The sequence below is a fragment of the Paenibacillus sp. MZ04-78.2 genome (assembly GCF_024213375.1).
Lineage (GTDB): Bacteria > Bacillota > Bacilli > Paenibacillales > NBRC-103111 > Paenibacillus_G.
This window is the reverse complement of sequence record NZ_JANAVJ010000003.1, coordinates 1-22530: the sequence shown is the minus strand read 5'-3', so window position 1 is coordinate 22530 and position 22530 is coordinate 1. Positions and strand designations below refer to the sequence as shown.

The 22530-nt window shown below is 50.6% G+C and carries 26 protein-coding genes and 5 pseudogenes; 20 read left to right on the top strand and 11 right to left on the bottom strand.

Going from position 1 to position 22530, the window contains the following annotated elements:
• Positions 1-35: 35 nt before the first annotated feature.
• Entirely contained in the window at positions 36-659 is a 624-nt protein-coding gene (locus tag NLX71_RS03215; protein ID WP_254362055.1) for a TetR/AcrR family transcriptional regulator, read from the bottom strand.
• A gap of 106 nt (positions 660-765) precedes the next feature.
• Between NLX71_RS03215 and NLX71_RS26970 the strand changes: the two genes are divergently transcribed.
• Entirely contained in the window at positions 766-882 is a 117-nt protein-coding gene (locus tag NLX71_RS26970; protein ID WP_375377883.1) for a hypothetical protein, read from the top strand.
• Positions 883-938: 56 nt separating this feature from the next.
• Here the strand turns inward: NLX71_RS26970 and NLX71_RS03210 are convergent.
• From NLX71_RS03210 to NLX71_RS03190, 5 genes and pseudogenes are all read right to left on the bottom strand, one after another.
• Positions 939-1061 (bottom strand): annotated as a pseudogene (locus NLX71_RS03210) (iron(3+)-hydroxamate-binding protein yxeB); the annotation flags it as partial.
• Positions 1048-1635: an SMI1/KNR4 family protein gene (locus NLX71_RS03205; RefSeq protein ID WP_254362054.1), complete on the bottom strand. Its 588-nt coding sequence runs from the start codon at positions 1633-1635 to the stop codon at positions 1048-1050. The pseudogene NLX71_RS03210 and the gene NLX71_RS03205, both read right to left, overlap by 14 nt.
• Positions 1636-1755: 120 nt before the next feature.
• Complete coding sequence (locus NLX71_RS03200; protein WP_254362053.1) at positions 1756-3111, bottom strand: DHHW family protein; 1356 nt, start codon at positions 3109-3111, stop codon at positions 1756-1758.
• Between the two features lie 13 nt (positions 3112-3124).
• Entirely contained in the window at positions 3125-4537 is a 1413-nt protein-coding gene (locus tag NLX71_RS03195) for an MBOAT family O-acyltransferase (protein WP_254362052.1), read from the bottom strand.
• A 118-nt stretch (positions 4538-4655) separates the two neighbouring features.
• On the bottom strand, positions 4656-5363 hold the full coding sequence (locus tag NLX71_RS03190; RefSeq protein ID WP_254362051.1) for a DUF421 domain-containing protein: 708 nt from the start codon (positions 5361-5363) through the stop codon (positions 4656-4658).
• 814 nt (positions 5364-6177) lie between these two features.
• Here NLX71_RS03190 and NLX71_RS27270 point away from each other — a divergent pair.
• From NLX71_RS27270 to NLX71_RS03170, 4 genes and pseudogenes are all read left to right on the top strand, one after another.
• Positions 6178-7126 (top strand): annotated as a pseudogene (locus tag NLX71_RS27270) (glycoside hydrolase); the annotation flags it as partial.
• 47 nt (positions 7127-7173) lie between these two features.
• A pseudogene (locus NLX71_RS03180) lies at positions 7174-7482 on the top strand (response regulator); the annotation flags it as partial.
• On the top strand, positions 7479-7673 hold the full coding sequence (locus NLX71_RS03175) for a hypothetical protein (RefSeq protein WP_254362300.1): 195 nt from the start codon (positions 7479-7481) through the stop codon (positions 7671-7673). The pseudogene NLX71_RS03180 and the gene NLX71_RS03175, both read left to right, overlap by 4 nt.
• Positions 7670-8578, top strand: a complete 909-nt coding sequence (locus NLX71_RS03170) for a histidine kinase dimerization/phospho-acceptor domain-containing protein (protein ID WP_254362049.1) — start codon at positions 7670-7672, stop codon at positions 8576-8578. Before NLX71_RS03175 ends, NLX71_RS03170 begins: the two co-directional genes overlap by 4 nt.
• Here the strand turns inward: NLX71_RS03170 and NLX71_RS03165 are convergent.
• The gene (locus tag NLX71_RS03165; protein ID WP_254362048.1) at positions 8521-8934 is read right to left on the bottom strand and encodes a VOC family protein; all 414 of its coding nucleotides are present in this window, start codon (positions 8932-8934) and stop codon (positions 8521-8523) included. The genes NLX71_RS03170 and NLX71_RS03165 overlap by 58 nt on opposite strands.
• Positions 8935-9274: 340 nt before the next feature.
• Here NLX71_RS03165 and NLX71_RS03160 point away from each other — a divergent pair, with 340 nt between their 5' ends.
• The 4 genes from NLX71_RS03160 to NLX71_RS03145 all read left to right on the top strand — a co-directional run bounded on the left by NLX71_RS03160 (position 9275) and on the right by NLX71_RS03145 (position 14741).
• Positions 9275-11371, top strand: coding sequence for a molybdopterin-containing oxidoreductase family protein (locus tag NLX71_RS03160; RefSeq protein WP_254362047.1), 2097 nt, complete (start codon positions 9275-9277; stop codon positions 11369-11371).
• Between the two features lie 225 nt (positions 11372-11596).
• Positions 11597-12052: a hypothetical protein gene (locus NLX71_RS03155; protein ID WP_254362046.1), complete on the top strand. Its 456-nt coding sequence runs from the start codon at positions 11597-11599 to the stop codon at positions 12050-12052.
• 1 nt (position 12053) lies between these two features.
• Positions 12054-13034, top strand: a complete 981-nt coding sequence (locus NLX71_RS03150; RefSeq protein WP_254362045.1) for a DUF4261 domain-containing protein — start codon at positions 12054-12056, stop codon at positions 13032-13034.
• A gap of 21 nt (positions 13035-13055) precedes the next feature.
• On the top strand, positions 13056-14741 hold the full coding sequence (locus NLX71_RS03145; protein ID WP_254362044.1) for a DUF6138 family protein: 1686 nt from the start codon (positions 13056-13058) through the stop codon (positions 14739-14741).
• Between the two features lie 101 nt (positions 14742-14842).
• Here NLX71_RS03145 and NLX71_RS03140 read toward each other — a convergent pair whose 3' ends face one another.
• The 3 genes from NLX71_RS03140 to NLX71_RS03130 form a co-directional block, all read right to left on the bottom strand.
• Positions 14843-15004: a hypothetical protein gene (locus NLX71_RS03140; RefSeq protein ID WP_254362043.1), complete on the bottom strand. Its 162-nt coding sequence runs from the start codon at positions 15002-15004 to the stop codon at positions 14843-14845.
• A gap of 15 nt (positions 15005-15019) precedes the next feature.
• On the bottom strand, positions 15020-15169 hold the full coding sequence (locus NLX71_RS03135; protein WP_253415515.1) for a hypothetical protein: 150 nt from the start codon (positions 15167-15169) through the stop codon (positions 15020-15022).
• Positions 15170-15252: 83 nt separating this feature from the next.
• The gene (locus NLX71_RS03130) at positions 15253-15444 is read right to left on the bottom strand and encodes a sporulation protein Cse60 (RefSeq protein WP_254362042.1); all 192 of its coding nucleotides are present in this window, start codon (positions 15442-15444) and stop codon (positions 15253-15255) included.
• Positions 15445-15742: 298 nt separating this feature from the next.
• On the opposite strand from NLX71_RS03130, the gene NLX71_RS03125 reads away from it, so the two are divergent.
• From NLX71_RS03125 to NLX71_RS03110, 5 genes and pseudogenes are all read left to right on the top strand, one after another.
• The gene (locus tag NLX71_RS03125; RefSeq protein ID WP_254362041.1) at positions 15743-16093 is read left to right on the top strand and encodes a hypothetical protein; all 351 of its coding nucleotides are present in this window, start codon (positions 15743-15745) and stop codon (positions 16091-16093) included.
• A 76-nt stretch (positions 16094-16169) separates the two neighbouring features.
• On the top strand, positions 16170-16406 hold the full coding sequence (locus NLX71_RS03120) for a zinc ribbon domain-containing protein (RefSeq protein WP_254362040.1): 237 nt from the start codon (positions 16170-16172) through the stop codon (positions 16404-16406).
• Positions 16407-16422: 16 nt separating this feature from the next.
• Positions 16423-16629 (top strand): annotated as a pseudogene (locus NLX71_RS26770) (tRNA(His) guanylyltransferase Thg1 family protein); the annotation flags it as partial.
• Positions 16630-16631: 2 nt separating this feature from the next.
• Positions 16632-17066 carry an AAA family ATPase gene (locus NLX71_RS03115; RefSeq protein ID WP_254362039.1) on the top strand — a complete coding sequence of 145 codons (435 nt, stop codon included), beginning with the start codon at positions 16632-16634 and terminating at the stop codon, positions 17064-17066.
• 23 nt (positions 17067-17089) lie between these two features.
• Entirely contained in the window at positions 17090-17518 is a 429-nt protein-coding gene (locus NLX71_RS03110; protein WP_254362038.1) for a GTP pyrophosphokinase, read from the top strand.
• Between the two features lie 4 nt (positions 17519-17522).
• On the opposite strand, the gene NLX71_RS03105 is transcribed toward NLX71_RS03110, so the two are convergent.
• Complete coding sequence (locus tag NLX71_RS03105) at positions 17523-17903, bottom strand: PilZ domain-containing protein (protein WP_254362037.1); 381 nt, start codon at positions 17901-17903, stop codon at positions 17523-17525.
• Positions 17904-18075: 172 nt separating this feature from the next.
• On the opposite strand from NLX71_RS03105, the gene NLX71_RS03100 reads away from it, so the two are divergent.
• From NLX71_RS03100 to NLX71_RS03075, 6 genes and pseudogenes are all read left to right on the top strand, one after another.
• On the top strand, positions 18076-18387 hold the full coding sequence (locus tag NLX71_RS03100; protein ID WP_254362036.1) for an ArsR/SmtB family transcription factor: 312 nt from the start codon (positions 18076-18078) through the stop codon (positions 18385-18387).
• 97 nt (positions 18388-18484) lie between these two features.
• Positions 18485-19642 (top strand): annotated as a pseudogene (locus tag NLX71_RS03095) (MFS transporter).
• A gap of 84 nt (positions 19643-19726) precedes the next feature.
• Entirely contained in the window at positions 19727-20131 is a 405-nt protein-coding gene (locus tag NLX71_RS03090) for a CBS domain-containing protein (RefSeq protein ID WP_254362035.1), read from the top strand.
• Between the two features lie 234 nt (positions 20132-20365).
• Entirely contained in the window at positions 20366-21037 is a 672-nt protein-coding gene (locus NLX71_RS03085; protein ID WP_254362034.1) for a hypothetical protein, read from the top strand.
• Positions 21038-21195: 158 nt separating this feature from the next.
• Positions 21196-21633, top strand: coding sequence for a NucA/NucB deoxyribonuclease domain-containing protein (locus tag NLX71_RS03080; RefSeq protein WP_254362033.1), 438 nt, complete (start codon positions 21196-21198; stop codon positions 21631-21633).
• 648 nt (positions 21634-22281) lie between these two features.
• Positions 22282-22488, top strand: coding sequence for an exonuclease domain-containing protein (locus NLX71_RS03075; RefSeq protein ID WP_375377881.1), 207 nt, complete (start codon positions 22282-22284; stop codon positions 22486-22488).
• Positions 22489-22530: the final 42 nt, after the last annotated feature.

Here is a 22530-nt window from a genome sequence, read left to right as displayed (position 1 = left end):
AAGCACTCCTTTTAAGGTAGGATGGATAGTGAAATCTAAATCCGGTCAATCGGGCAAAGCATTTCTTTCAGCGAGAAGAGGAAGACGGTTAACTGATCGTCGACAAGGGTTATTTCCGCTCCGAGTTGGAACGTATTCAGCATCAAGCCGTCCATAAACGAAACAAAATATAAAGCGACCGCTTCCGGAGAAAGTCGGGGCCGGAATTCTCCCCGCTCCGTCCCTTTGACGACGACCGACTCGATAGCCTCCTTAATTTGCAAGTAACGCTGCGCGATGTACGGGAAGCTTTCTTTATTCTGCCTGTATCCGGGGGACAGAAAAAACTCCGCCTTGGCCAGCAGCAGCGTTTGCCCGACTGTCTTCAGGCTGTGCCGCTGACGGTTGACCCAGACGGTTAGCTGAGGCCAGAGCGGCGAGGATTCGGCCAACTCAAAGAAGAGGATGTCCTGCCGATCGTCAAATTGCAGCACTTCGATAAACGCGTGCTCGATATTGTCGAAGTAGGAATACAGCGCGCCTCTGGATACTCCGGCTTCGTTCAAAATCGATTGCATCGTCGCCTGCGTGTAGCCCTCCCGGATAAACACGTGCCTTGCCGCTTGCAGCAGCTCATGCTTTTTATCCTTTTTGTACTGCTCGCTTACTCTGGGAGACAAGGGGATCAGCTCCTCCTGATAATAAAAAAGACATGAATGTCGTTTTTGTCTGCAAGGCTATTATAAACGACATGACTGTCGTTTTCAAGTTGTTAGTGGGCAAAAGTTGTCTGGCGCACTGAACGAATCGGCGCTGTGGATTGCGCAGATGCCGGATCAGCGGCAAGCGCTGGAGGAGACAATGACGGTCATTGCCTTATTGGTGGAAGGGCTCAAAAAATAAGCAAATCGACCGTTCCGGCAAAGGAAACGGTCGATTTTTGTGACGAACAGGCTGTCTCAGTTCTTTTTCGCCTTGTTCTCTGCGGTTCTTGTAAGCAGCATGTTCACGAAGAGGTCGATCTGTTCCGTAATGGCAATCGGATCATAGCGATAGAACGTATCAAAGTCATTCATGAACAACGTAGTCTTCATGCAGTTCCTCATCTATCGACGTGGTTCCCTTGCACAGCTCCGGAAACGAACGGGCTACTTGCTTGCATGTAATAAAACCTTCCTCATCCTCATAGCCCAGAGTGCCGGAATGCGCCGCCAAGATCGGGTACTCGCCCTCGATCATGTCCTCTCTCATATCCAAAATATAATGATTCCCGCAGCCGTCCATCCCGATAGAGACGGAGCCGGTCATGAATTCGGGGAATAGGTACGCCAAGTTGTATTCTCTCAATTCCTTCGTGCCGAAAAATTGAAAATAGCGGTCGCCGGTCATAAACTCCCCGCCATTCGAATAGCGCAAAAAGTCCAAATAGCTGTCAGGCAGCTTTTTCTGCGGCAGGTCCCACAACGACGGATCGAAGGGCTTGTATTCCGCATGAAGCGGATGATTCGCAGGAAAAGGATTTTTCTGACGTTCCACAATCCCGGCGATTTCTTGCGGCGAAAGCTTCTCGTTCCACGTTTTTACCAAGCGGTCAAGCTCGTCTTGCGTCGCTCCTTCCAGCTTACGATATTGCTCCTCAAACACGTTGCTCCACATTGCCGATTTCCCCCAATCGTTCGCTGCTTGATTTGATGTCAGCTTATTATATAGTACAGCGAAGCCGGGCATCAACTCGTTGAACGGCTACCGGGGGACTCAAAGGCATGCTCTGGGGCATTATTTTGCCGCCGCCCGAGGAGGCGTCAGCAGCTTGCCGATTTGCTGCGAAAAGCCGTCGTACATCGCGACTTCCGTATTGTTGAGGAACAACAGCTCGCGGATTTGGCGCTTTTTCAAAAAAGGAACGAGCGGCTGGTCGAACTGGCGCGGATCGATGATGTAAATTTCATTATAGTGCGGGAGCAAAAAAGGAATCAGCGCATTGCCGTACGAATCTTTGACGACGGCGACCCGGCGGTCGCTCCCGGCTTCGGTCTTAATGAGGCCCCAAGGCCGGTCGCCGCTCAGAAAGATCCGGTATTTGTTCTTTTTGGCCGCATGGCTCTTGTCCAACAGCTCCATCCGCAGCGGAGCGGCGTAATGCACCGCATATTCGTGCTTGACGAACGGCTTGTACAGCACAAGGGTATCTGGAACCTTCTGAAGCCGGGAGCTCAAGGTCGCGGAATATAAAGAGCCGAGAAAGCCCGTTACGTTCTCCGTTTCATAGCGGGCTAGCGGGACGGGCGGGACGCCTTGCGCACTCATCAAAGCCTCGTAAGCGTAGTAGGCCCCGGTCGCGGTCCAGTGATGATCCGTACGGAAGTACAGAGGCTCCTGCTTGTGGGCGTTCAGGGAGGACCATGCGTCAATCGTCTTCACTTGCGGATGAAGCCGCTTGTAGACATCCTCGATCGTTTGGCGCTGGGAGTCCGACAACGATTGCAGCGAGGCTCCGGACACCCATTCCGCTGCCGTTGGCGCAAGAAGCACGAAGGTGGTTGCTTCGCCGCCCAACGCGAGCGAGAATTCGTCGCGGAACCGGTTTACGGTATCGGCATAGGCTTGTCCGGCGGCAGCATCGTAGGTAAACAGATTCACCGCTTTGTTGCCTACGACCAGCACTTTTCCGATGACGCGTCCCTTCTCCTTGGATGCGGAGGCCTCTTGAGACGCGCCTTCGACGGCACGCGGGGCCTCGGGGACCGTTGTCCGGGGGGCGGCTTCAATCGAAGAAGCGGAGGCGGTCGGCTCCTGGGCAGGGACAGCGTTCGCCCCGCCCGTATTGTTCGCTTGGGATGCGATCAGGACGGCATGCTCCCCGCCTGACAAGCCCCGCCAAGAGGCAAGCTTTTGGCCGGCGCTGACCAAGGAGTCGCGATAAGCGACGTGGTCTGCCCAATAATTTTCCAACTGGCGGAAATACGTGCCGGACTTCACTTCGCCAATTGACCAGCGAGGGAGCGAAGCCAGGGCCCGGTTTTCCGTCTCCGAGACGGCATGGTTCAAGCCGAAGGCATAGAGCGAGGAAACCGTCCCGGCGCATAAGAACGAGAGAAATAATCCGATTTGCAGCCAATGTCCGAAACGCATGGCAAGCCTCCGATCAGAACCTAAAGTAGAAGAAGGGGGAATACGTTTTCCCGACCAGCAGCAAAGCGGACGCCGTTAAGATCGCCAAGCAGGCGAGAGGGACCAAGGTGTTCGCGTACAGACCGCGCGCGAAGCCGGGGCGCATGTGTGCCGCAAGCCGCCGGTGAAGGACGGCGGGAAGCGGCGTAGCGGCGATGACGGCGACCGGCAGCAGGAACAAATGGTTTTGCAAATGAATCGCCAATTCCGCGTTCGCCAACGGAGCCGGTGCGAATCCGAGCATGACCCGCAAGTAAACCAACCCGCGGCCGATGGATTCGAAGTAAAAAAACACCCACCCGATCAGGACGACAGCCAGAAAATAAATATGGGCGGCAAAGGCGGGAAGCAGCGACAGGATGCGGAATAGAAAGCTTCGCTCGATCGCGATGAGAACGCCAAAATAGACGCCCCACAGCACATAGTTCCAGCTGGCGCCGTGCCAGAGCCCGGTTAGAAACCACACGGCAAACAGGTTGAACGCCGGATTGCGGCGGTTTCCCCCGAGCGGGATGTAGACGTAATCCCGGAAAAAGCGGCCGACGGAGATGTTCCAGCGTCTCCAGAACTCGCTCGCGCTGCGGGAGATGTAGGGGTAATTGAAGTTTTCCTTGAAATGGAACCCGAACATCCGGCCGAGGCCGATCGCCATATCCGAATACCCGGAGAAATCGAAATAAATTTGCAGCGTGAACAGGACGATGCCAAGCCATGCGCCCAGCAGCGAAAGCTTGCTGAGATCCCCGTCGAGGAAAACGGTGGAAATGTCGGCAAGTGTATTGGCCAGCACGACTTTTTTGCCCAAGCCGACGACGAAGCGCGCGATCCCGGAGCTGAATCCCTCAAGCGTAATCCGACGGCGGCTTAGCTGCTCCTGAACGTCCGCATAGCGAATAATCGGACCGGCGACCAACTGGGGAAACAGTGAAATATACAGCAGCAGCTTCGAATAGGAGCGCAGCGCCGGGGCATCTCCCCGGTACACATCGACCAGGTAGGAGACGAGGTGAAAGGTGAAGAAGGAGATGCCGATCGGAAGGCCGGGATCGCGAAACGGCACAGGAAATGGAATGATAGGCTGAAGCGTCTGCACAAGAAAGCCGGTATATTTGAAATAAACGAGCACGCCGACTTGAAAAACAAGCGCTGCGATCAATGCAATCTTCGCCATACGTCGGCCGCGGCCCCGTTCGATGAGAAGTCCTCCCGCCCAACCGACAGCCACATTCAGAAGCAGAACCCCAATCCAGAGCGGCTCTCCCCAAGCGTAAAACAGCAAAGAAAATGCGAGCAGCACGGCATTTTTGGCCTTGTCCGGGGAACAGAAATAGAGCAGAAGCACCAGGGGGAGAAAGGCAAAAAGAAAGACGAAGCTGGAAAAGACCACGGCAGGACATCCTCCTCGGATTGCGGTAACAGTCTTTTCCTATATTGCTCCGAAATCCCATTCGTCATGCACCGAAAGAACCGGTAACGCACGGGATAAGCGCCCTGTCGGCAGACGCTTATTCTTTGTCGACGGGCTGGTGTATCCGGTCATCGTACCGGTCGAAATACAACTGTCCGTTCGTGCTTTTTACGGCGTAACAGATGTCCCCGATGGCGAGGCCTCTCGATTTGGCTTGCGAAATAAGCCATTCTTCAGTTATATGGTTTTGATGCAGATTGTCGGAAATGATCTGTCCGTCCATCATGAGCTCAACCGGAAACGACTGTTTGTTCATCTGCAGATTCATATCTTTACGTGTCACGGGCAGGTACTCCGGCTTGCGCAGCACGGTAAGCTTCCCGTTTAGTTCGAGAACGGCATACTGGACTTCTTCGATATTAAAAATATTTTTTTCCCTGAGCTCCTGATTTAAGGTGTCCATCGTCATTTTCAGCTTGCGCATATTGCTTTCCAAAATTTTGCCGTCTTCCATCAGGATGGTCGGCCGACCGGAAACCCATTTGCGAATCGCCCGGCTCTTAAGCGCCAGAACCATCACCAAATAGGCAATGCCGCTGAACGTGACGATGCCGATCAGCACCTGCCATACGTTCATGGATGTATTAAGAGATAAATTTGCGGTCATCGCGCCCAAGGTAATCGTTGCGACAAAATCATGATACGTCATCCGGGAAATCGTCGATTTTCCAAGAATGCGGGTAATGATCATCATGACGATGAAAGCCGCGGCAGACCTGATGAACGTATCGACTATATGTGCCATGCCATATCTCCTTATCCTCAAGGTAATGATCCTCAACTGCCCCATAGTATCGCCATTGTTGGGAGGGTTGATTCCATAATAGGAAAGAAGTGTAAGGGTGATGCCGGGATCACGCGGACAAGGTGGAATGGACATATCCCGAACGGAAGGTGAAGGTCGCTCTCGAAAAGAAACCGGGCTATCTGGACATCACGCTTCAATCGACGGGGGCGGGCGGTTCCAGTGGCCGAAGGTGAGCGCGGACAGCTATATTCTTCCATTATGGGAAGGCAAATTCGTTCCCGGTCGCGATGCGAACTGGAAGACGTTCCTTGATGGGGAAACGATGACTTGGAGCGAGTCGTTCTCGATGAATTTTTTTGCGCTGAACAAGAAGCAATATTCGTTGGTGTATATTCTGAAGCATCCTTTTAATCAAGAGGTGCACTTTGATACAAAGGATGATATTCAATTTCAGCTCGACCACGAATTTCCTTCCGTTAATCCGGATCGAACGTACGGCTTCCGCCTGTATGTTGCGGACAACGACCCTGTACACATCGCCGGACTGTACAAAAGCGTGCTGGAAGAGAAGCCCGAAATCGTCACGCTTGCGCAGAAAGCGAAGGCGAATCCGGACATCGAAAAGCTGTATGGCGCGCCTCACATTTATTTGTGGAATAACGATCTGCTTACGCCGGAGGAGATCCACTGGCCCCAATGGAGAGCCAGCTTGAAAAGTCCGCTGTATCCTTGGATTTCGCAGCTGCTGGCGCAGTATACGGAGGATGGATCGAAGGAGTTCGATACCGTATTCAAGCAGATATCCGGTCAAGATCCGCTGTACGAGCAAGCGACGATTACGAACAAAGAGGGGGAGAAGGTCAAGGGCTTTCTGGGAAGAGGGCGCAAACTGAATCCGACGTTGGCGCTTCCGCTTGTCAAACAGCGCGTCCAAAGCATTATGCAGGACGGAATTCCGTACCGCTCCTGGTTCGTGGACGCTGATGCGACAGGCGAGATCTACGACGATTACTCGCCCGAGCATCCGACGACGCAAGAGCAGGACATGAAAGCCAGACTGGAGCGAATGGCCTATATCGCGAACGAGAAAAAAATGGTCGTCGGCTCGGAAACGGGGAACGATTTTGCCAGCGGGGTGATCGCCTTTGCCCACGGTCTAGAGACGCCGGTGATCAAGTGGGGCGATCCGGATATGCGGGTCAACAAGTCCAGCGAATACTACGTGGGCGGCTACTATTCGAAGCAGGGGGGCATTCCGGAAAGGTACCGCAAACAGGTTCCGGTGAAGGAGCTGTATAAGCGCATTTATCTCAATCCGGCTTATTCGCTGCCGCTTTACAAGCTGGTCTATAACGATTCGGTCATTACGACGCATCACTGGGAATGGGGTACCTTCAAAATCAAGGATGCGGTCGTGGAGCGAATGATGACAGAGTTTCTGTATAACGTTCCGCCGCTGTACCATCTCGATCAGCAGCAATGGGCGAAGGATAAAAAAGCGATTGCCGCTTACTTTGAAGGAATGGTCGCCGTTTCATCAGCAGGCCGTCACCCGTCCGATGACCGGCTTCCGCATTCTTACGCCGGACCGGCTTGTGCAAAGCACGGAGTTCGGCAGCGACTTGACGGTAATCGCGAACTATTCCGCCGCCGATTACCGAGATGAGCAAGGAACCGTTATCAGGCCGCGAACCGTCGTACTCTACGAAGGGGGACAAAGCAGGACCGTCGATCTGTCTGCTATAATGAAAGCGAGCTAGAGAATGGCGGCAAGTCGTTCCTTAAGCGTACAAGGAGGCTGCAAGACATGAACGTATTGCTGGCGGACGATGAGCCGCTGATGCTTCAGATTTTAAGAACTTATTTCTCGAAGGAAGGGTTCGGCACGGTTCTCGCGCAGGACGGGGAGGAAGCGCTAGAGCTGTTTTATAACCATAAAGTGGATTTGGCCGTTCTCGATTGGATGATGCCGAAGCGAAGCGGCGTCGAGGTGTGCAAAGAAATCAAGCAATACAGTCAAACGAAGGTGCTGCTGCTCACGGCCAAGGGCGAGCAGGAGGACGAGTTCGTCGCTTTGAAATCGGGAGCGGACGCGCCGTATGTGCGCTTTCCATGGCTGCGAATACGTTCCTCCTGCCGGATTATTTTCTGTATCAGAAAAAGCTTAAACTAGGCGAGCTGACCTCGCAACTTGCCGTGATGGAATATCGCGAGCTGGAGCCGCAGATCGAGCATCTGGAAGCGGAACATCAAGTCACCATCGTATATGCTTCCTTGTCGGATACGACCGAAGGAATGAACAGTTGAACCGCAAGGGCATCACGCTCAGCAAGTTTTGGCTGACCGAGGAGAGCATGGCGAAGCTGCGCGAAGGCGAAAGGGTGAACAAAATTTATAACCAGAGCAAGCTGAAATCGAGCTATTTGGTTAATTTCTTTCCGGTTGGCGGCGATGTGTTTGCCGTTGGCGAGTCCATCTCACATTCGTCGGATACGATCGGGATTATCAACCGGTTCAATGCGTATCTGTGGATCGGGGCGTTAGTTCTGATGTTTTTGTTGTGCGCAGTATTTGCGGCCCGGATCGTGAAGCCGCTGGCCCGGCTGAATGAAACGGCCGAGGCGATTTTGAATCTATCGTTTACGAAGGCGGACATCAAGACGGGCGACGAAATCGAGTCGCTCGCGCACAGCATCAACCGGATGAGCGATAAATTGGAGGATGCGCACCGGGCGCTGGAGGCGAAAAATGCGAACCTGCGGAGATTCATTTCCGATATTTCCCATGAGCTGAAAACGCCGTTATCGTTAATTCAGGTCTATGCGTCCGGGATGAAGGACGGCTTGGATGACGGAACCTACGCCGATGTGATCCGGAAGCAGAGCGAGGAAATGGCCGCTATGGTCGACCGGCTGCTGGAGCTGTCCCGATTGCAGACCGAACCGTACCGGTTCGAGCTGGTCGAATTCCAGCAGCTGCTCGCGGAGACGCTCGACGCCTACCGGCCGGGGCGTATCCGGACGGATCGAGGCGGCGGAGAAAGCGCGGCAGCTGGGGCTTCATTAGCGGAAAAGATCAAAGACTCATACCAGCGCATGCCGGATATGAGTCTTTTGTTTGTAGGCCGTCGTACGGCCAAACGGGCGAACCGTTTCTATTCTTCGTGGTTGAACTGCCACTGGATACCGAATTTATCGGTTAATTGGCCGTAGCATTTGCTCCAGAACGTCTCTTGCAACTCCATGCCTACCTTGCCGCCTTCTTTGAGCTTATTGAAATACGTTTTAATTTCATCGATGTCTTTGCTGATTACGGAAAGGGTGATGTTGTTTCCGGCGGTAAAAGGCATACCCGGGAAAACGTCGGAAAACATCACGTCGCTCCCGCTAACGGTAATGCGGGCATGCATGACCAAATGCTTGGCTTCCTCCGGCAGCGAAAACTCCGGGTTAGGCGGCGTATCGCCGAAGGTCATGATTTGTGGTTTTTCCGCTCCGAAAGCCTCCGCGTAAAATTCGACCGCTTCACGACAATTTCCGTTGAAGTTCAGATACACATTGATAGCCATTAATTTCGCTCCTTCGTTCGAATAGGATGGTCTGCAAGCACGGGCTATTTTCATGCTTTCGTCATGTAGCCTTGCCTCTACCAGTATACCTCGAATCGGAGCCATTTTAAACAACGTCATCCGAGAGATTTGGAATTGACCAAATCTTGTACCAGCCAGATGCCCATACGAATAGGCTTCTCCTAACATATTGAGCGCGATCCATGCCGCGGAGTCGGGCATCCATGGGAAAGTTCTATTGTTGAGCTAATAAAGCAGTTGCACCGGATGCGGCAGGAGATGAACGCAGAATGGAGAAAGAGTTAAGAAAGAAGCTGATTCGCAAGGAGGCAGGGAGACAATGAACTCGAAAGAGGATAAAACGAGAGAAATCGTGCGGGGCGTCTGCTCATTGGACTGTCCCGATCAGTGCGGCTTGCTGCTGCACAAAGAAGCGGGGCGAATCGTGAAGGTTGAGGGAGATCCCGAGCATCCGATGACGCAGGGCGCCATCTGCAACAAAGTGCGCCATATGGCCGAGCGCCTGTATGACCCAGCCCGTCTTCGCTATCCGATGAAACGAACGGGGAAGAAGGGAGACGGCACGTTCGAGCGTATCTCATGGGAGGAAGCGATCGAGACAATCGTGTCCAAGTGGAAGACGCTTATCGCGACGGAAGGGGCGGAAAGCATCCTGCCGTACAGCTTTTACGGGAATATGGGGAGAATCGGAACGGAAGGCATGGATCGGCGTTTCTTCCACCGCTTGGGCGCCAGTCGGCTTGAGCATACGATATGCGAATCCGCCGGGACGGAAGGGTACCGCTATACGATGGGCGGCAGCTACGGAACATCTCCGGAGGATACGGTCCATGCCAAGCTAATTGTGATGTGGGGTATTAATGCGGTAAGCACCAACCTGCATCAGATCGTGCTTGCGGAGAAGGCGCGCAAGAACGGCGCGCGTATCGTGGCGATCGACGTTCACCGCAACCGGACGGCCAAATGGGCGGACTGGTTCATTCCGATTCTCCCGGGAACGGATGCCGCTCTTGCGCTTGGCCTGATGCATATTTTGTTCCAAGAGGACATGACGGACGAATCGTTCTTACAAACGTACACGGTCGGACACGAAAAGCTCCGTCAGCATGTGAAGTCCTATGACCCGGAATTCGTGTCCTCTGTTACGGGCGTGCCCGTGGAAGACATTTATGAGCTTGCCCGGCTGTACGGCCGTACGACTCCGTCTTTCATTCAGATCGGCAACGGGATTCAGCACCATGACAACGGAGGGATGTGCGTTCGAACGATCGCTTGTCTTCCGGCGCTGACAGGCCAATGGATGCACCGTGGCGGCGGGGCGATCAAAGGCAACGGCAGCTATTTGGAATTCAATAAAGCGGCCCTGCAACGTCCGCAATTGCGCAAGCAGCCGGCCCGCTCCATCAATATGAATCTGCTGGGGAATGCGCTGCTGGAGCTCGATCCGCCGATCCGTTCGCTGTACGTGTACAATTCGAATCCGGCGGTCGTCGCCCCGCATGCCGGCAAAGTACGGCAAGGGCTGATGCGCGAAAATTTGTTCACGGTGGTGCACGACTTGTTTCTTACGGAGACCGCGCGGTACGCCGATCTGGTGCTCCCGGCGACGTCTTCCTTCGAAAACCATGATATTTACTGTTCCTACTGGCATCATTACGTCCAGATTCAACAGCCGGCCATTGAACCTTACGGCGAAAGCAAGTCCAATTCGGACGTCTTCCGGCTGCTGGCCCAAGGCATGGGCTTCGAGGATGAAGCTTTGCGCGATTCGGACGAGGACATGATCCGGCAAGCGCTGAACAATCCGGCCAATCCGAATCTGGAAGGCATTACATATGAGCGGCTTCTGGAGGAGCAGTATGTCAGAGCGAACGTCCGGCCGCTGTTTCCGGGCAAGCTGCACACGCCGAGCGGGAAGATCGAGCTCTACTCCAGAGCGATGGAGCTTAAAGGCTTTCCGCCGCTGCCAACGTACACGCCGCTGCAAACGGATGAAGATCTGCCGTTTCAATTTATTCCGGCGCCCAATCACAATTTCTTAAACTCGACGTTCTCACACAATGCCAAGCATGTCCGGCTGGAAGGCGAGCCGAAGCTCTACATGCATGCGGAAGACGCTGCGAGCTTGGGTATCCGGAACGGTGAACGTGTCCGGGTCTGGAACTCGCGCGGCTCGTGCGAGCTGACCGCGTCGGTGGGCGACGACGTCGCTCCCGGCACCGTCGTCAGTCAAGGCTTATGGGCGGACGCGGAAGGAAGCAGCCGCTTGGTGAATGCTCTGACCCCGGACCGGCTGGCGGATATGGGCGGCGGGGCTGTCTTTTTCTCGGGACGGGTACAGGTGGAGAAGCTGGAGAGCGCTAGAACTTCTTTAGACAAAGATCTCATGGTTGGACGTTCAAATATGAGTCTTTAGTTTCATTTCCTCTATGGCAAAAACAGGACAATAGGCAGAAAGTGAATCGACTTATAAGTCTATCGGTTTAAAAAAGATGGCATAACTTGCCATCGGAATCGTTTGGATGGAATAATGAAAGGGCCGTATTGGGCGCGGAGGCTTCGTCTCAAGGGGAGGGCGTGACTTAAGACATAAGCGTCCGAACGTACGACAATACGGAAAGTTTATGCGCGGAGGGAAATCGTGGCGGAGCGAAAGGGATGGATCGAAGCGCCGGGGTATGCCGATTTTCTGTACGAAGCCGAAGAACGTGAGGCGATGCCGCTGGGTATTCCCCGGCGGTTGACGGACGACGGCCCGGAGCGGCTGATTGGCGCGGAGATCGTCGATTTCGGCGCGAATTACGGAACGTACGGGATGGGCGGCCCCGGATTTTTCGGGCTGACCTTCGTATCGCCTGAGGGGGAAGAACGGACGCTGGTGTATGCGGTTTGGGAATCGGCATCCGGTCCCGGAATCAGCCGCGGACGCTGGAATATACGAAGAAAGACGGCAGGCTGCCGCCTATGGGCAACGGAAACCGGAGGAAAGCGGCATTCCGCCAAGGCGTCATCGGCGATTACCTTCTTCTGGTGGAGAACGGAACGGTTTTGCATGTATGACCAGTTGGCATGGATAACGAACAATTGGAGCGAATGAAATGACAGAGCGGGATGACCGATTCGAAGAGGACGAATACGAGCAAGAGGAGCAGGACGATTCCGGTTTTGCCCGGGTTTATATGGTGGAGCTGCTGTACAAGACGGAGCCGGAATTGTCCCGCGAGGCGCTGTACGCGAAGATGGAAGCTTACACGGGGCAGGTTGCCGTTCCGGGTGAGGAGGATGCCGAGGACGAGGCCGCCGCTGCGGGCGAAAAGCCAGATGCTCCCGGTCTTGCCGTCTGGGAAGCGGAAGATCAAGAACAAAGCGACGATACGTTGATGTTTTTCCATCTTAATTATAAAGTCGCATATGAGGAAGGCGAATTGCCGGCGGCAACGTGCGTGTTCCCGGCCAACGAGGAGACGAAGCCGGAAAAGTATGAAACGGCCTTGCAGCAAGCATGGCATTGGCCTGAAGCCCGCGAGACGGTGGAAGCATGCCGGCATTCCTTGCTGCTTACCGATTTCTGCGCCGCAGGCCTTCCTTATAAAGAACGGCTGGAGCTGTTCCAGAATGCGCTGCGGGCTCTGCTGGAGGTCGCGCCGTGCGACGCCCTTTATTGGAGCGCAAGCGACAATATCGTAGATCCGGAGCAGTATTTGGGTGCTCTGGCAGAAGGGCAGACGCTGTACGGGGCGATGAACGTCAGATTTTATAACGTCCAGGACAGGGGAACGGAGCGCCAGGAGTTTTTGATGGATACGATCGGTCTTGCCGCACTGGGACTGCCGGATCTGCAGTGTCATTTTTACGATATGGAGCCGGGGGAAGTCGAATCCGTTCTGGGCAATCTCGGTTATTACGTATATAACCGGGGGGATATCATTCAGGATGGCGAGACGGTCGGCGTAACGGAACAGCAGCGTTGGCGCTGCGAGCATCAATATGCGTTGGCACAGCCGCGTAGATTCGTGCTGGACTTGGACCCGGGCGAGCCTTACTATGCCGGAAGACAGCATCACGAAGAAAACCAATAATGCGGGAGGCTGGTCTGTCGTATGGATAACATGCTGGAAGAGCTCATCAATGAAATGAAGCAGGCCATTGAGCGATGGTTCGAATTCATTGGCGACAAAGATGCGGAACAAATTGTGAAGCGCACCCCGCTGCAGGTCGGGATTCACGACTTCGGCCTGCTGGAGTATGCCAAGGGCAGAGTCAGCGTGACGGACTCGGAGCTCGATTTCTTGTCGCCGAAAGTCAAGACCCGGCTGGGCGAACCCGCCGAGCTATTGTTGGAGGAACAAGTCCGGGAGCAGATCATCCCGTCCTTGGCTGTATTCATGCAGCACAAATTGGACAGTCTTCCTGTCCCGGCGTTAATCGATTATAAATTTACGTTCTGGGGAAAGTTTCGCGTGCGGGAAGGCGAAGTGACGCTCCCTATCCTTCAGCATATCGATGAGGCGAAGAAGGAGCGGCTGCTGAATTCTATTGCTTCTTATATCCAGAAGAAGCTTGATGACGGGAAGTATCCTACCAAGGAGTTAGAGACGTTCTTTCTCTCCAGACACCTGCTCGACGAGAAATTGTTTCCCGAGCCGGATGCAGGGCGGATCATTTCCGTGTTCGAGAACATTTTGGAGCTGAATAAAGGGAAGAAAGAGCGGATTGCCGAGCATCGTTCGAATATCGTGAACGCGCTGCGGAAATGGGTGGAGGCTACGTTTCTTCCCCGCTATTTCGAGATTCAGAAAGAGCAGTGGAATGAAGCAGAGTATACGAGAAAAAGCGATATTCAGCTTGAAAATACCGAGCAAGGGCCGATTGAGCTCCTGTTGTATACGGCGGTGTCCATTATTAAATATGAGCCTTCTTACAGCAAAAGCACGGGGCTTGCCTTTCTGGAACGGGCTGTCGAGCTGGGAAGCGCCCGGGCATCCCGCTACATGAAGGAAGGCAGCGGAACGTTTGCCAAGGAAGATGTATATTTCCGCGATGAGTTTGTGGAATGCGCGGCCAATGACGTATTCGCGACCGTAACGATTACGATGAAGCAGGAAGCCGAGGAGAGCTACGCGCGTGCGCTCCGGTTTATTTGTCGCTTGCTGCAGCAAGGCTTCCCTAAAAGCTATCAGATTAAGCTGAAATCCAGCGTCAAGCAATTTTTGCCCATCAAAGGTTTAGCGAAGTCGGGCACGCACCGTTTCTTCGCCAACGCTTTGGAATACCCGAAGCTGCACCCGCTGCTGGAGGAATATGCCCGCGAAGCGATGGAAGAGTTCGAATGGTATGCGGATACGGAAGGCGAGAAGAACTGCATGCCGGGCAGCTATGCGGTCTTCGGCCTCGGATTGGCGGACCGGAGCTATTTTGCGCTGGTAGAGGATTATATAAAGCTGGTGGACGACGAGCACCAATCCGTGCAAAATCACTTCACGGCCGCCTTCGTCGAACAGTATGGCGTGAATGCGGAGACCCTCCCCACGTTAGTGACGTGCTTGCTGCACAGCACCGACTCGATCAAGCTGAAGATCAAGCCGGCGATGGAAGAGGAAGCCAATGCAAGATTGCTGCTCGATCACGTTAGCGGCCGTCAGTCTTATGAAGTGGAGCGTATCGTCTATCCGATTTGGGGCGGCTTGGAGAAGCTTAAGGCTGCCGCTGCCAAAGCCAAAGGGGAGAAGGCGGCTTTGCTATCGGAGCTTGTTCAGGCTGCATCGTCGAAGAAAAAGCGAGGCTAGCACATCATTCGGAGAAAAATCTGACATGCACTTGCTTCATTTAAAAACAAGCCGGAGCGCAATTTCGATTGCTGCACTCCAGGCTTGTTTTTTCATTTGCTTTAGAGCTGATCCGCATTGGAAGACGGCTTGCCAAAGGGATCGAGATTTTCGTCCCCAATGATGTCCACATAATCCTTGGCGCCTTCGGGGACAGTCAATAAATCTGCCGCTTCCGCCGTAGTCTCAAGATTTTCAATACCTGCTTGAGTTTCTTTATCCATCGTTACCTCCCGTATTTATTCAATTGAGTATCCATCCAATTTTTCACGATCCCCGATTTCCTGGGTATCATCCGTTCGAAATCCGTCACGTTCGTGTGATGCAAGGTCCTCATAGACCGTTTCGGGATTTCCGTCCGTTTCTTTTTCCAGCTTATCCTGCGGCATGGCTTCATCTCCTTCACAATGGATATCATTTACAGCCTGCGGCAAAATTATTCTAAATAAAAAAGACCGCCAAGCATGGCGGCTTACTTATCCCGTGTCCGATAGACAACCAGAATCGTGCTTCTCTGATATTCCCCTTTGTCCGGTTTGCTTTTGATAATCGATCCGTAGCTTATACTTACAATTTGATCTTCCGCCAATGTGGACAGAAATTCATTGCAGGTTTTCTCGGCAAGCCTAACGTCGGAATCAATGAACTCTTTCACTTGAATCATGCTCTTCACCTTTCTTGGCTTATGATGATAACCCGCCATGCAATAAATGTAAAAACCGCTTTCATGAAGTAAGGCATCCCGCCCGATAGAGTGGAATGCCTTACCAATTGACCATATCATAGAACCACTATGGAGTCAAATCGCTAGATTCTAACGATGAATCCTATCATATTTGTGGAAATGATATTTTGAATTGGTTATGATAGGTGGGGAAGCCATGCAAAGAGAAGACAGACCATGAGGAAGCGACTTTTGAGGAATAGATCAATCATTGGTTTTGGTCCAAAGGAGAACATGAATGGATGAGAGATTTCTAAAAAAAATTGTAATGAACGTTCCTTTTTCCTATCCGCTGGCGGAAGGAACCACGATTCAAAAAAATGAAAATGATCCGAAGCTGCAAGTGAAGTGCTTTTATCTTACCGTCGTGAATAAAGGCGATCATACGGGAATCGAGGTCTTTATTAAACCGGACACCTATTTCTTGATTGCGAAGGCCACTTATCATTATGACACCTTTGAAATGACCGTGGTCAGGCAGTTGGAGAACATCTCCGTTCACTATAATGAACTTCCGGATTATATCGGGCAAGAAAATATGAGCCTGATTGACGACCGGCTGTCTTATTATTTATTTAAGTCCCTGTAGCGGGCTGTGGCGGAAGAAACGCTGGATAAGGGCTGCGAAATTTTTGAATAAAGCTTGCCAAAGGTGGTCATAGATTATGGTGGAATGCCCGAACTGCGCGAAGCCTACGGCGTTTCAGAGGCACTGTTCCCATTGCGGAATCATTCTGCAGCATACGGCTGAAGAGAAATTCGAGCTGCTTGGCGAAGCTGTGGAGAAGGCGATTAAGCAAGAGCGCCAAAAGCGAAAAAAGAAAAAGCGGATCAAAATGCTTATTGGCATAGCCATCATTTTGTTGGCCGTCTATGTCGGAGTAAAAAGCGTCGGAGCATAGAAAAACGGGAAGGGCGGAAATCCATGACAAGCTCTTCCTGGAAAGAGGGATTAATTGGAACGATCTGCCTGTATGGCAGAAGCGCGGAGCATGCATCACCAAGCAGACGTACGAAAAAGGCGAAGCTTTGAGAAGCAAATGGGATGTGGATCACGAGACGCCGATCTTCTCGCAGCATAGGGAATACTTGAATCAGTATGTTTATGTGGACAAGGGGGAGTAGGCTTGGAGTGCGTTCTGCTTATTGGAATTCAGGCTTCCGGCAAATCGACCTTCTACAAAGAAAAGTTTTTCAATACGCACATCAGAATTAACTTGGACATGCTGAAAACAAGACACCGAGAAGATATCTACGTGGCCGCTTCCATCGAAGCGAAGCAGCCGTTCGTCGTCGATAATACGAATCCGACAGCCGAGGATCGCAAAAAGTATATTGAGGCCGCGAAGCGGGGGAGGTTCAAGGTTACCGGCTATTATTTTGAGCCGGATTTTGCGGAATCCATGAAGCGCAATGAACTCAGGGCAGGGACAGAAAAGATTTCCGAGATCGGCATAAAAAGCGTACTTAAGAAATTGACCCTGCCCGATGCAGATGAAGGATTCGACGAATTGTATAAAGTGACCTCGCAGAACGGCATATTTATCGTATCAGAGCTGTAACTCTATAGTAAGGAGAATGCGACATGCCGGATTTAACCAAAGCGATCCTTATCGCCACAGCCGCTCATCAAGCTCAGTTGGATAAAGGCAACCAGCCTTACATTCTTCATCCGTTACGTTTGATGCTACAAGCGCCGGATAACGACTCAAGAATCGTTGCCGTTCTGCACGACGTCATCGAGGATTCGGACATGACGATGGAAGCCCTCAGGCAAGAAGGCTTTGCAGAGCATCTTCTGGAGGCTCTCGATTGTCTCACACGTAGAGAGAACGAGTCCTATAATAGATTCCTCCAGCGAATCAAGCCCAATGCTTTAGCTAGATTTGTCAAACTCTTGGATCTGGAAGACAACCGTGATGTCAGAAGAATAAAAAACCTTTCGGAAAAAGATTTTGCGCGCCTGCAAAAGTACGAGAAAGCCGTAGACTACTTACTTTCCAGAAGCTCGTAGCCGTTCAATTTACCGTAATTTTTCTTAGCGCCGTTAAGGTTCGCAGTCTTGCGTGCAGATGTCTTTTTTCGGACTCGTTCATTATAAAGTTCACGCCGTAGTGATTAAGCGTGTTCGTGGATTGCAACTGCCAGCGAATTGAACCGTTCAGCTTCAAAAGCTCTTCTTGCAGCTGCACATGCAAAATGATCTGCAGCTTGTTGCTGGCAGCGTTTAAATTTAAAGGAGTCACGATTTTACACCCCGAGTTGCTGATATCCATCAAGGTTGCTTTGACCGGTGTGCTTGACGTTGAAGTGCCGTTAATATTCGTGACTTCGAAATAGCAAACTAGCGGAGTATTTAAACTAAATCTAAAAGCATCGCTTCGCTTGTTTTGATACATGATGCACCGCCTTCATAGTTTTGGATTGCCATCTCGCATAGGCATAGCCTATACATATATCGGTAATTTTGATCATTTAATTAATAATACTACAAGAATTGCTTAGCGAAGTCTAATATGTTCCCTTATAGGTCAGCTTTACAAATCTACAAAAATAGATATAATGATGCGTATGGACCCTTCGTTGATATATAAAGCATTGTCTAACGAGACCCGCCGTCAAATTATGGTGTGGTTAAAAGATCCGGAGCAACATTTCGATAAAACCCCCTATATCGAGCACGGGATCGATTTCCGCGTCGGGGTGTGTGTTTCGGATATTCAAGCAAAAGCGGAGCTTGCCCAGTCGGTCGTTTCCAACTATTTGTTAACGATGCAAAAAGCCGGCTTGTTGGAAGCGGAGCGGGTTGGAAAGTGGACGTTCTATCGTCGGAACGAAAAGACGATCCAACATTTTGCCGAGTATATTCGGACCGAACTCTAGTAAGAAAGGAGAGACCCTCTTTTTTTTATTTTTTTGTATATTCATATCTATATATATGTATTTGAAGATTATAAAGAGATAGGAGATATGTCGAGAGATGAACAAGATCAACCCTTTGCTTATCATTGTTCTGGCATTAGGCGTATTCGGAATTATAACGACGGAAATGGGAATTATCGGGGTTTTGCCGCAGGTTACGCAGAAGTTCAACATCTCCGCCTCGCAGGCCGGATGGCTGGTCAGCATATTTGCTTTAGTCGTTGCGATCTCAGGCCCGTTCCTGACGCTGCTCGCCTCCGGAATGAACCGCAAATTTATTTTATTGACCGCCGTGCTGTTGTTTGCGATTTCCAATATCGTGTATGCTTTTACGACGAGATTTGATGTCATGCTGGCTTTCCGCATTATTCCGGCTATGGCTCATCCCGCTTTCTTTTCAGTTGCGCTTGTCACGGCAGCATCGCTCGTTTCTCCGGAAAAAAGCGGCCAGGCGGTCACCAAGGTTTTTGCCGGCATTACGGTCGGGTTTGCCTTCGGCGTGCCATTGACTTCTTATCTGGCGGAGCAGGTCTCGCTGGAAGCCGCTTTCCTGTTCGGGGCTGTCGTCAGCCTCGTGGCCTTTATCGGTATTTGGGCTTGGCTTCCCTCGATGCCGGTTCAAGCCAAGCTGTCTTACGGAGCACAGCTAAGTATTTTACGCAAGCCCGCATAGTGGCTAAATATCGCCGCAGTAACGAGTATATTCGCCGCGATGTTCTCGGTGTACAGTTACTTCGCCGAATATCTCGGACAAGTTACCCATATGAACGGCTCTTGGATCAGTATGATGCTGATGGTCTTTGGAGTGATTATGATTTTTGGTAATTTCTTATTCGGGAGCTTGTTGCAAAAGAGCGTTCTTCGAACGACGGTCCTCTTTCCTGTAGTTTATGCTGCTGCTTACCTGCTGATTTATTTTGCGGGAGGAAACTTCCTTCCCATGATCGTGATGATCTTGCTGTGGGGAATCGTGCATTCCGGCGGGCTTGTTGTCAGCCAAAGCTGGCTCATGACCGAGGCGAAGACGGCTCCCGAGTTCGGCAACAGCCTGTTTATCTCCTTTACGAATCTCGGTATAACGATCGGAGCGTCGGTCGGCGGCTGGTTTATCGGGCAATGGGGAATTCACCAGCTGATTTGGAGCGGGGTCGGGTTTGCCTTGCTGGCTTTCCTGCTGATCGCCGTAAAAATAAAAGGGTACAGCGCTTCACAGTGATATTCCACCAGCTGTTTTTTCTTTCCGCGAGGTGTGCTAAACTGAAAGGATAGCGTCCAACTCAGAAGAAAGGAGCTTTCACCGATGCAAATATCCGATTTTCTGTTCCCCAAGGACAAAGTGGTCTATATTAACTCGTCTGCGACGATGCAGGAGGCCTTGGACAAGCTAGAGCAAAGTCAATACACGGCAATTCCCGTTATTGACGGTGAGGGTAAATATATTGGCACCCTTTCGGAAGGGGACCTATTCTGGAAGATGAAGAGTACCCCCGGGTTGAGCTTTCAAAACCTGGATACCATCAAAGTTCATGAAATTAAACGCCGTATTCATAATGAGTGCGTGTCGATCAATGCGTACCTGGAGGATATGCTTCATCTGGCTGCCGATCAGAACTTCGTTCCCGTCGTAGACGATAACCGGATCTTCATCGGTATTATCCGCCGCAAGAATATCATCGAGTACTATACGAGTAATATTACGGACTAACCTATTGGGTTTTGTCGAAATTTGTTTTCAAAGTAAATCCCCTCTAAGCAGCATTCTTGAAAAAGAGTGAGCTTGGAGGGGATTTTTTCGCTTTTTAAAGATATGAAAATAGTAGAATTAAAGAAAAATAAATATAAAATTGTAAAATATTATTGTATAAATGGTAATATTATGATATTTTGAGTTTAGTATATTGTGCACATTATACTAAACTATCATTAAAGGAGTGACTTTATGAAAAAGCTTTTGATTTCCGCTATGGTTACACTCACCTTGATGACCCCTACAAACATTTTTGCAGCTCCCATCGATTCTGTTGCTTCCTTTGCAGCAGCTGAAAACAGCGGCTCTGCTTGGGTTGCGAGATTTCCCGGCTCCACAAGTGTCGATGACCTCATCGACCCGTTCAAAACCAATGTCAAAAGATTCATGGCAGCACTTCATGAGGCGGGCATTTCAACGAGCGTCAATTCTACTTACAGACCGCTAGAACGGGCCTATTTGATGCATTGGTCGTGGAAGATTGCGAATAAAAAGGCAAGCCCGAAGGATGCGCCTGCCAGAGCCGGCGTTAATATCAAATGGGTACATGATAAGGATGATGCAAATTACAGCAAATCAATCGCCGGAGCAAGAGCGATGGTAAACGGCTACGGGATTTCCGAATTGAAAGTCGCACCTGCGCTGAACTCCAACCATACCGCAAGAAACGCGATAGATCTTGCTACGTCTTGGTCGAAGTCCAGCGTTGTGATCACGGATGCGAACGGCAAAAAAGTAACAATCAATTCCGGTGCCAAAAATAGTACAAACGCAACCTTGATTTCCGTAGCCAAAACGTATGGCTTGATCCATTTCACTCCTGTAAATAACGATAAGAACCATTTTTCTCCTAACGGTCGCTAGTTCCCATTCGAGAGTCGAATTTTATTCGGCTCTCTTTTTTTTGGTTTTCCTTGCCAGATTTCATGGGTTGATGGTATTGTATTCAAAGCGGAGAGAGAAGGCCCGGAGTTTTATTCGGCAATAGAATCATAAAAATCTACTTCAAGGACGTATGCAAAATGAAAAATAAAACGATTTATACAGCTATTATACTATTCGTACTATTCATTATATATTTTAACAAAGGCTGGATTCTAACGAATCTTTCATCACCAGCAAGCAACCAAGCTGAAAGCGAAGTTACACTTAATTTTCCATCCGATCGTTACCCGGAAACTGCCGCCCACATAAAAGCGGCGATTGAGCATGAGAAATCCTCCATCTGTACAATCGATAGAAAAGGTGCAGAAGCCAATCGAAAGGAATCACTAAGAGGCGTACCCGTAAAGCCTAATTTGGATCGAGACGAGTTCCCCATGGCCATGTGCGAAGAAGGCGGCAAAGGAGCCGATATCATGCATATAAGTCCTTCCGACAATCGAGGAGCGGGAGCTTGGGTGAGCAATCAATTAGATAAGTATCCGGATGGGACGCGAGTGAAGATTGTTGTGAAATGAAGTACTTCCATGTATCTGCTCATGTATGGCGAAAGGGCCAATGGCTCAAGTCCATTGGCACCCGCACAAAAGAAACAAATGAATAGCAGCTCTTCCTATTCATTTATTTTGCTTATCGCTGTTGTGTTTGTTAACTTATGAATAGAGTAACCATTCAACATAAACTGAACAATACTATCGTTAAATTTTACTTCGGAGCCTTCTTCAAATGTAAACTTATATGCTTCTACAGGATTGTCGGTGTGTTTAAGATTGCGCATTAGCTCGAATATGGCATGAACCGGGTCGACAAATAAGTAGCCTCGATCAGGATGATACAGTAAATAATTCACGCTTTGCTCAATAATCTTATGCATGTTTACTCACTCGCTCCAATCAATAAGCAATTTATTTTTTGCGATAAGAATGAAAGCACAAAAAGTATATCACAATTTTTGGAATTGGTCATCAGACATTTTGATGATTATTACATTAGTACGCAATAAATTCATCATTTTACGAAAAAAAGACGATTTTTTTGGGGCATTGTAACAAACAAGTCTCCCCGAGGCAGGGGGATTTGGCGTTTCATTCTTGGCAGTTCTATAGTAAAGGAAGAGGGCAAGAGTGAGGAGCAACGAATAGCGAAGGGGAGGAATCATATCCAAAGTGAATTATATCGTGTTGGATTTAGAGGCGACTTGCTGGGAAAATGACCGAACGAAACAAAACGAAATTATTGAAATTGGTGCCGTTAAAATCAACGATAAACTTAAGATTGTCGATGAATTTCAAACGTTTATTAAACGTAACTATTCAGGTACACATTCAACACAAATAGGGGGTGCGAAGCACCCCGGCAGGAATCGAAAATGAATTATTGTATGATCGGTTGTTCTCGGAAAGCTCGTTCAAGAG

What these genes read in the sequence shown, in the direction of transcription:
- NLX71_RS03100 (WP_254362036.1), top strand. Translation starts at nt 18,076, where the DNA reads ATGGACCCTTCGTTGATATATAAAGCATTGTCTAACGAGACCCGCCGT.
- NLX71_RS03125 (WP_254362041.1), top strand. Translation starts at nt 15,743, where the DNA reads ATGGATGAGAGATTTCTAAAAAAAATTGTAATGAACGTTCCTTTTTCC.
- NLX71_RS03190 (WP_254362051.1), bottom strand. Translation starts at nt 5,363, where the DNA reads ATGGCACATATAGTCGATACGTTCATCAGGTCTGCCGCGGCTTTCATC.
- NLX71_RS03175 (WP_254362300.1), top strand. Translation starts at nt 7,479, where the DNA reads ATGGCTGCGAATACGTTCCTCCTGCCGGATTATTTTCTGTATCAGAAA.
- NLX71_RS03110 (WP_254362038.1), top strand. Translation starts at nt 17,090, where the DNA reads ATGCCGGATTTAACCAAAGCGATCCTTATCGCCACAGCCGCTCATCAA.
- NLX71_RS03150 (WP_254362045.1), top strand. Translation starts at nt 12,054, where the DNA reads ATGACAGAGCGGGATGACCGATTCGAAGAGGACGAATACGAGCAAGAG.
- NLX71_RS03200 (WP_254362053.1), bottom strand. Translation starts at nt 3,111, where the DNA reads ATGCGTTTCGGACATTGGCTGCAAATCGGATTATTTCTCTCGTTCTTA.
- NLX71_RS03090 (WP_254362035.1), top strand. Translation starts at nt 19,727, where the DNA reads ATGCAAATATCCGATTTTCTGTTCCCCAAGGACAAAGTGGTCTATATT.
- NLX71_RS03080 (WP_254362033.1), top strand. Translation starts at nt 21,196, where the DNA reads ATGAAAAATAAAACGATTTATACAGCTATTATACTATTCGTACTATTC.
- NLX71_RS03085 (WP_254362034.1), top strand. Translation starts at nt 20,366, where the DNA reads ATGAAAAAGCTTTTGATTTCCGCTATGGTTACACTCACCTTGATGACC.
- NLX71_RS03135 (WP_253415515.1), bottom strand. Translation starts at nt 15,169, where the DNA reads ATGCCGCAGGATAAGCTGGAAAAAGAAACGGACGGAAATCCCGAAACG.
- NLX71_RS03160 (WP_254362047.1), top strand. Translation starts at nt 9,275, where the DNA reads ATGAACTCGAAAGAGGATAAAACGAGAGAAATCGTGCGGGGCGTCTGC.
- NLX71_RS03140 (WP_254362043.1), bottom strand. Translation starts at nt 15,004, where the DNA reads ATGGATAAAGAAACTCAAGCAGGTATTGAAAATCTTGAGACTACGGCG.
- NLX71_RS03105 (WP_254362037.1), bottom strand. Translation starts at nt 17,903, where the DNA reads ATGTATCAAAACAAGCGAAGCGATGCTTTTAGATTTAGTTTAAATACT.
- NLX71_RS03120 (WP_254362040.1), top strand. Translation starts at nt 16,170, where the DNA reads ATGGTGGAATGCCCGAACTGCGCGAAGCCTACGGCGTTTCAGAGGCAC.
- NLX71_RS03145 (WP_254362044.1), top strand. Translation starts at nt 13,056, where the DNA reads ATGGATAACATGCTGGAAGAGCTCATCAATGAAATGAAGCAGGCCATT.
- NLX71_RS03165 (WP_254362048.1), bottom strand. Translation starts at nt 8,934, where the DNA reads ATGGCTATCAATGTGTATCTGAACTTCAACGGAAATTGTCGTGAAGCG.
- NLX71_RS03130 (WP_254362042.1), bottom strand. Translation starts at nt 15,444, where the DNA reads ATGATTCAAGTGAAAGAGTTCATTGATTCCGACGTTAGGCTTGCCGAG.
- NLX71_RS03205 (WP_254362054.1), bottom strand. Translation starts at nt 1,635, where the DNA reads ATGTGGAGCAACGTGTTTGAGGAGCAATATCGTAAGCTGGAAGGAGCG.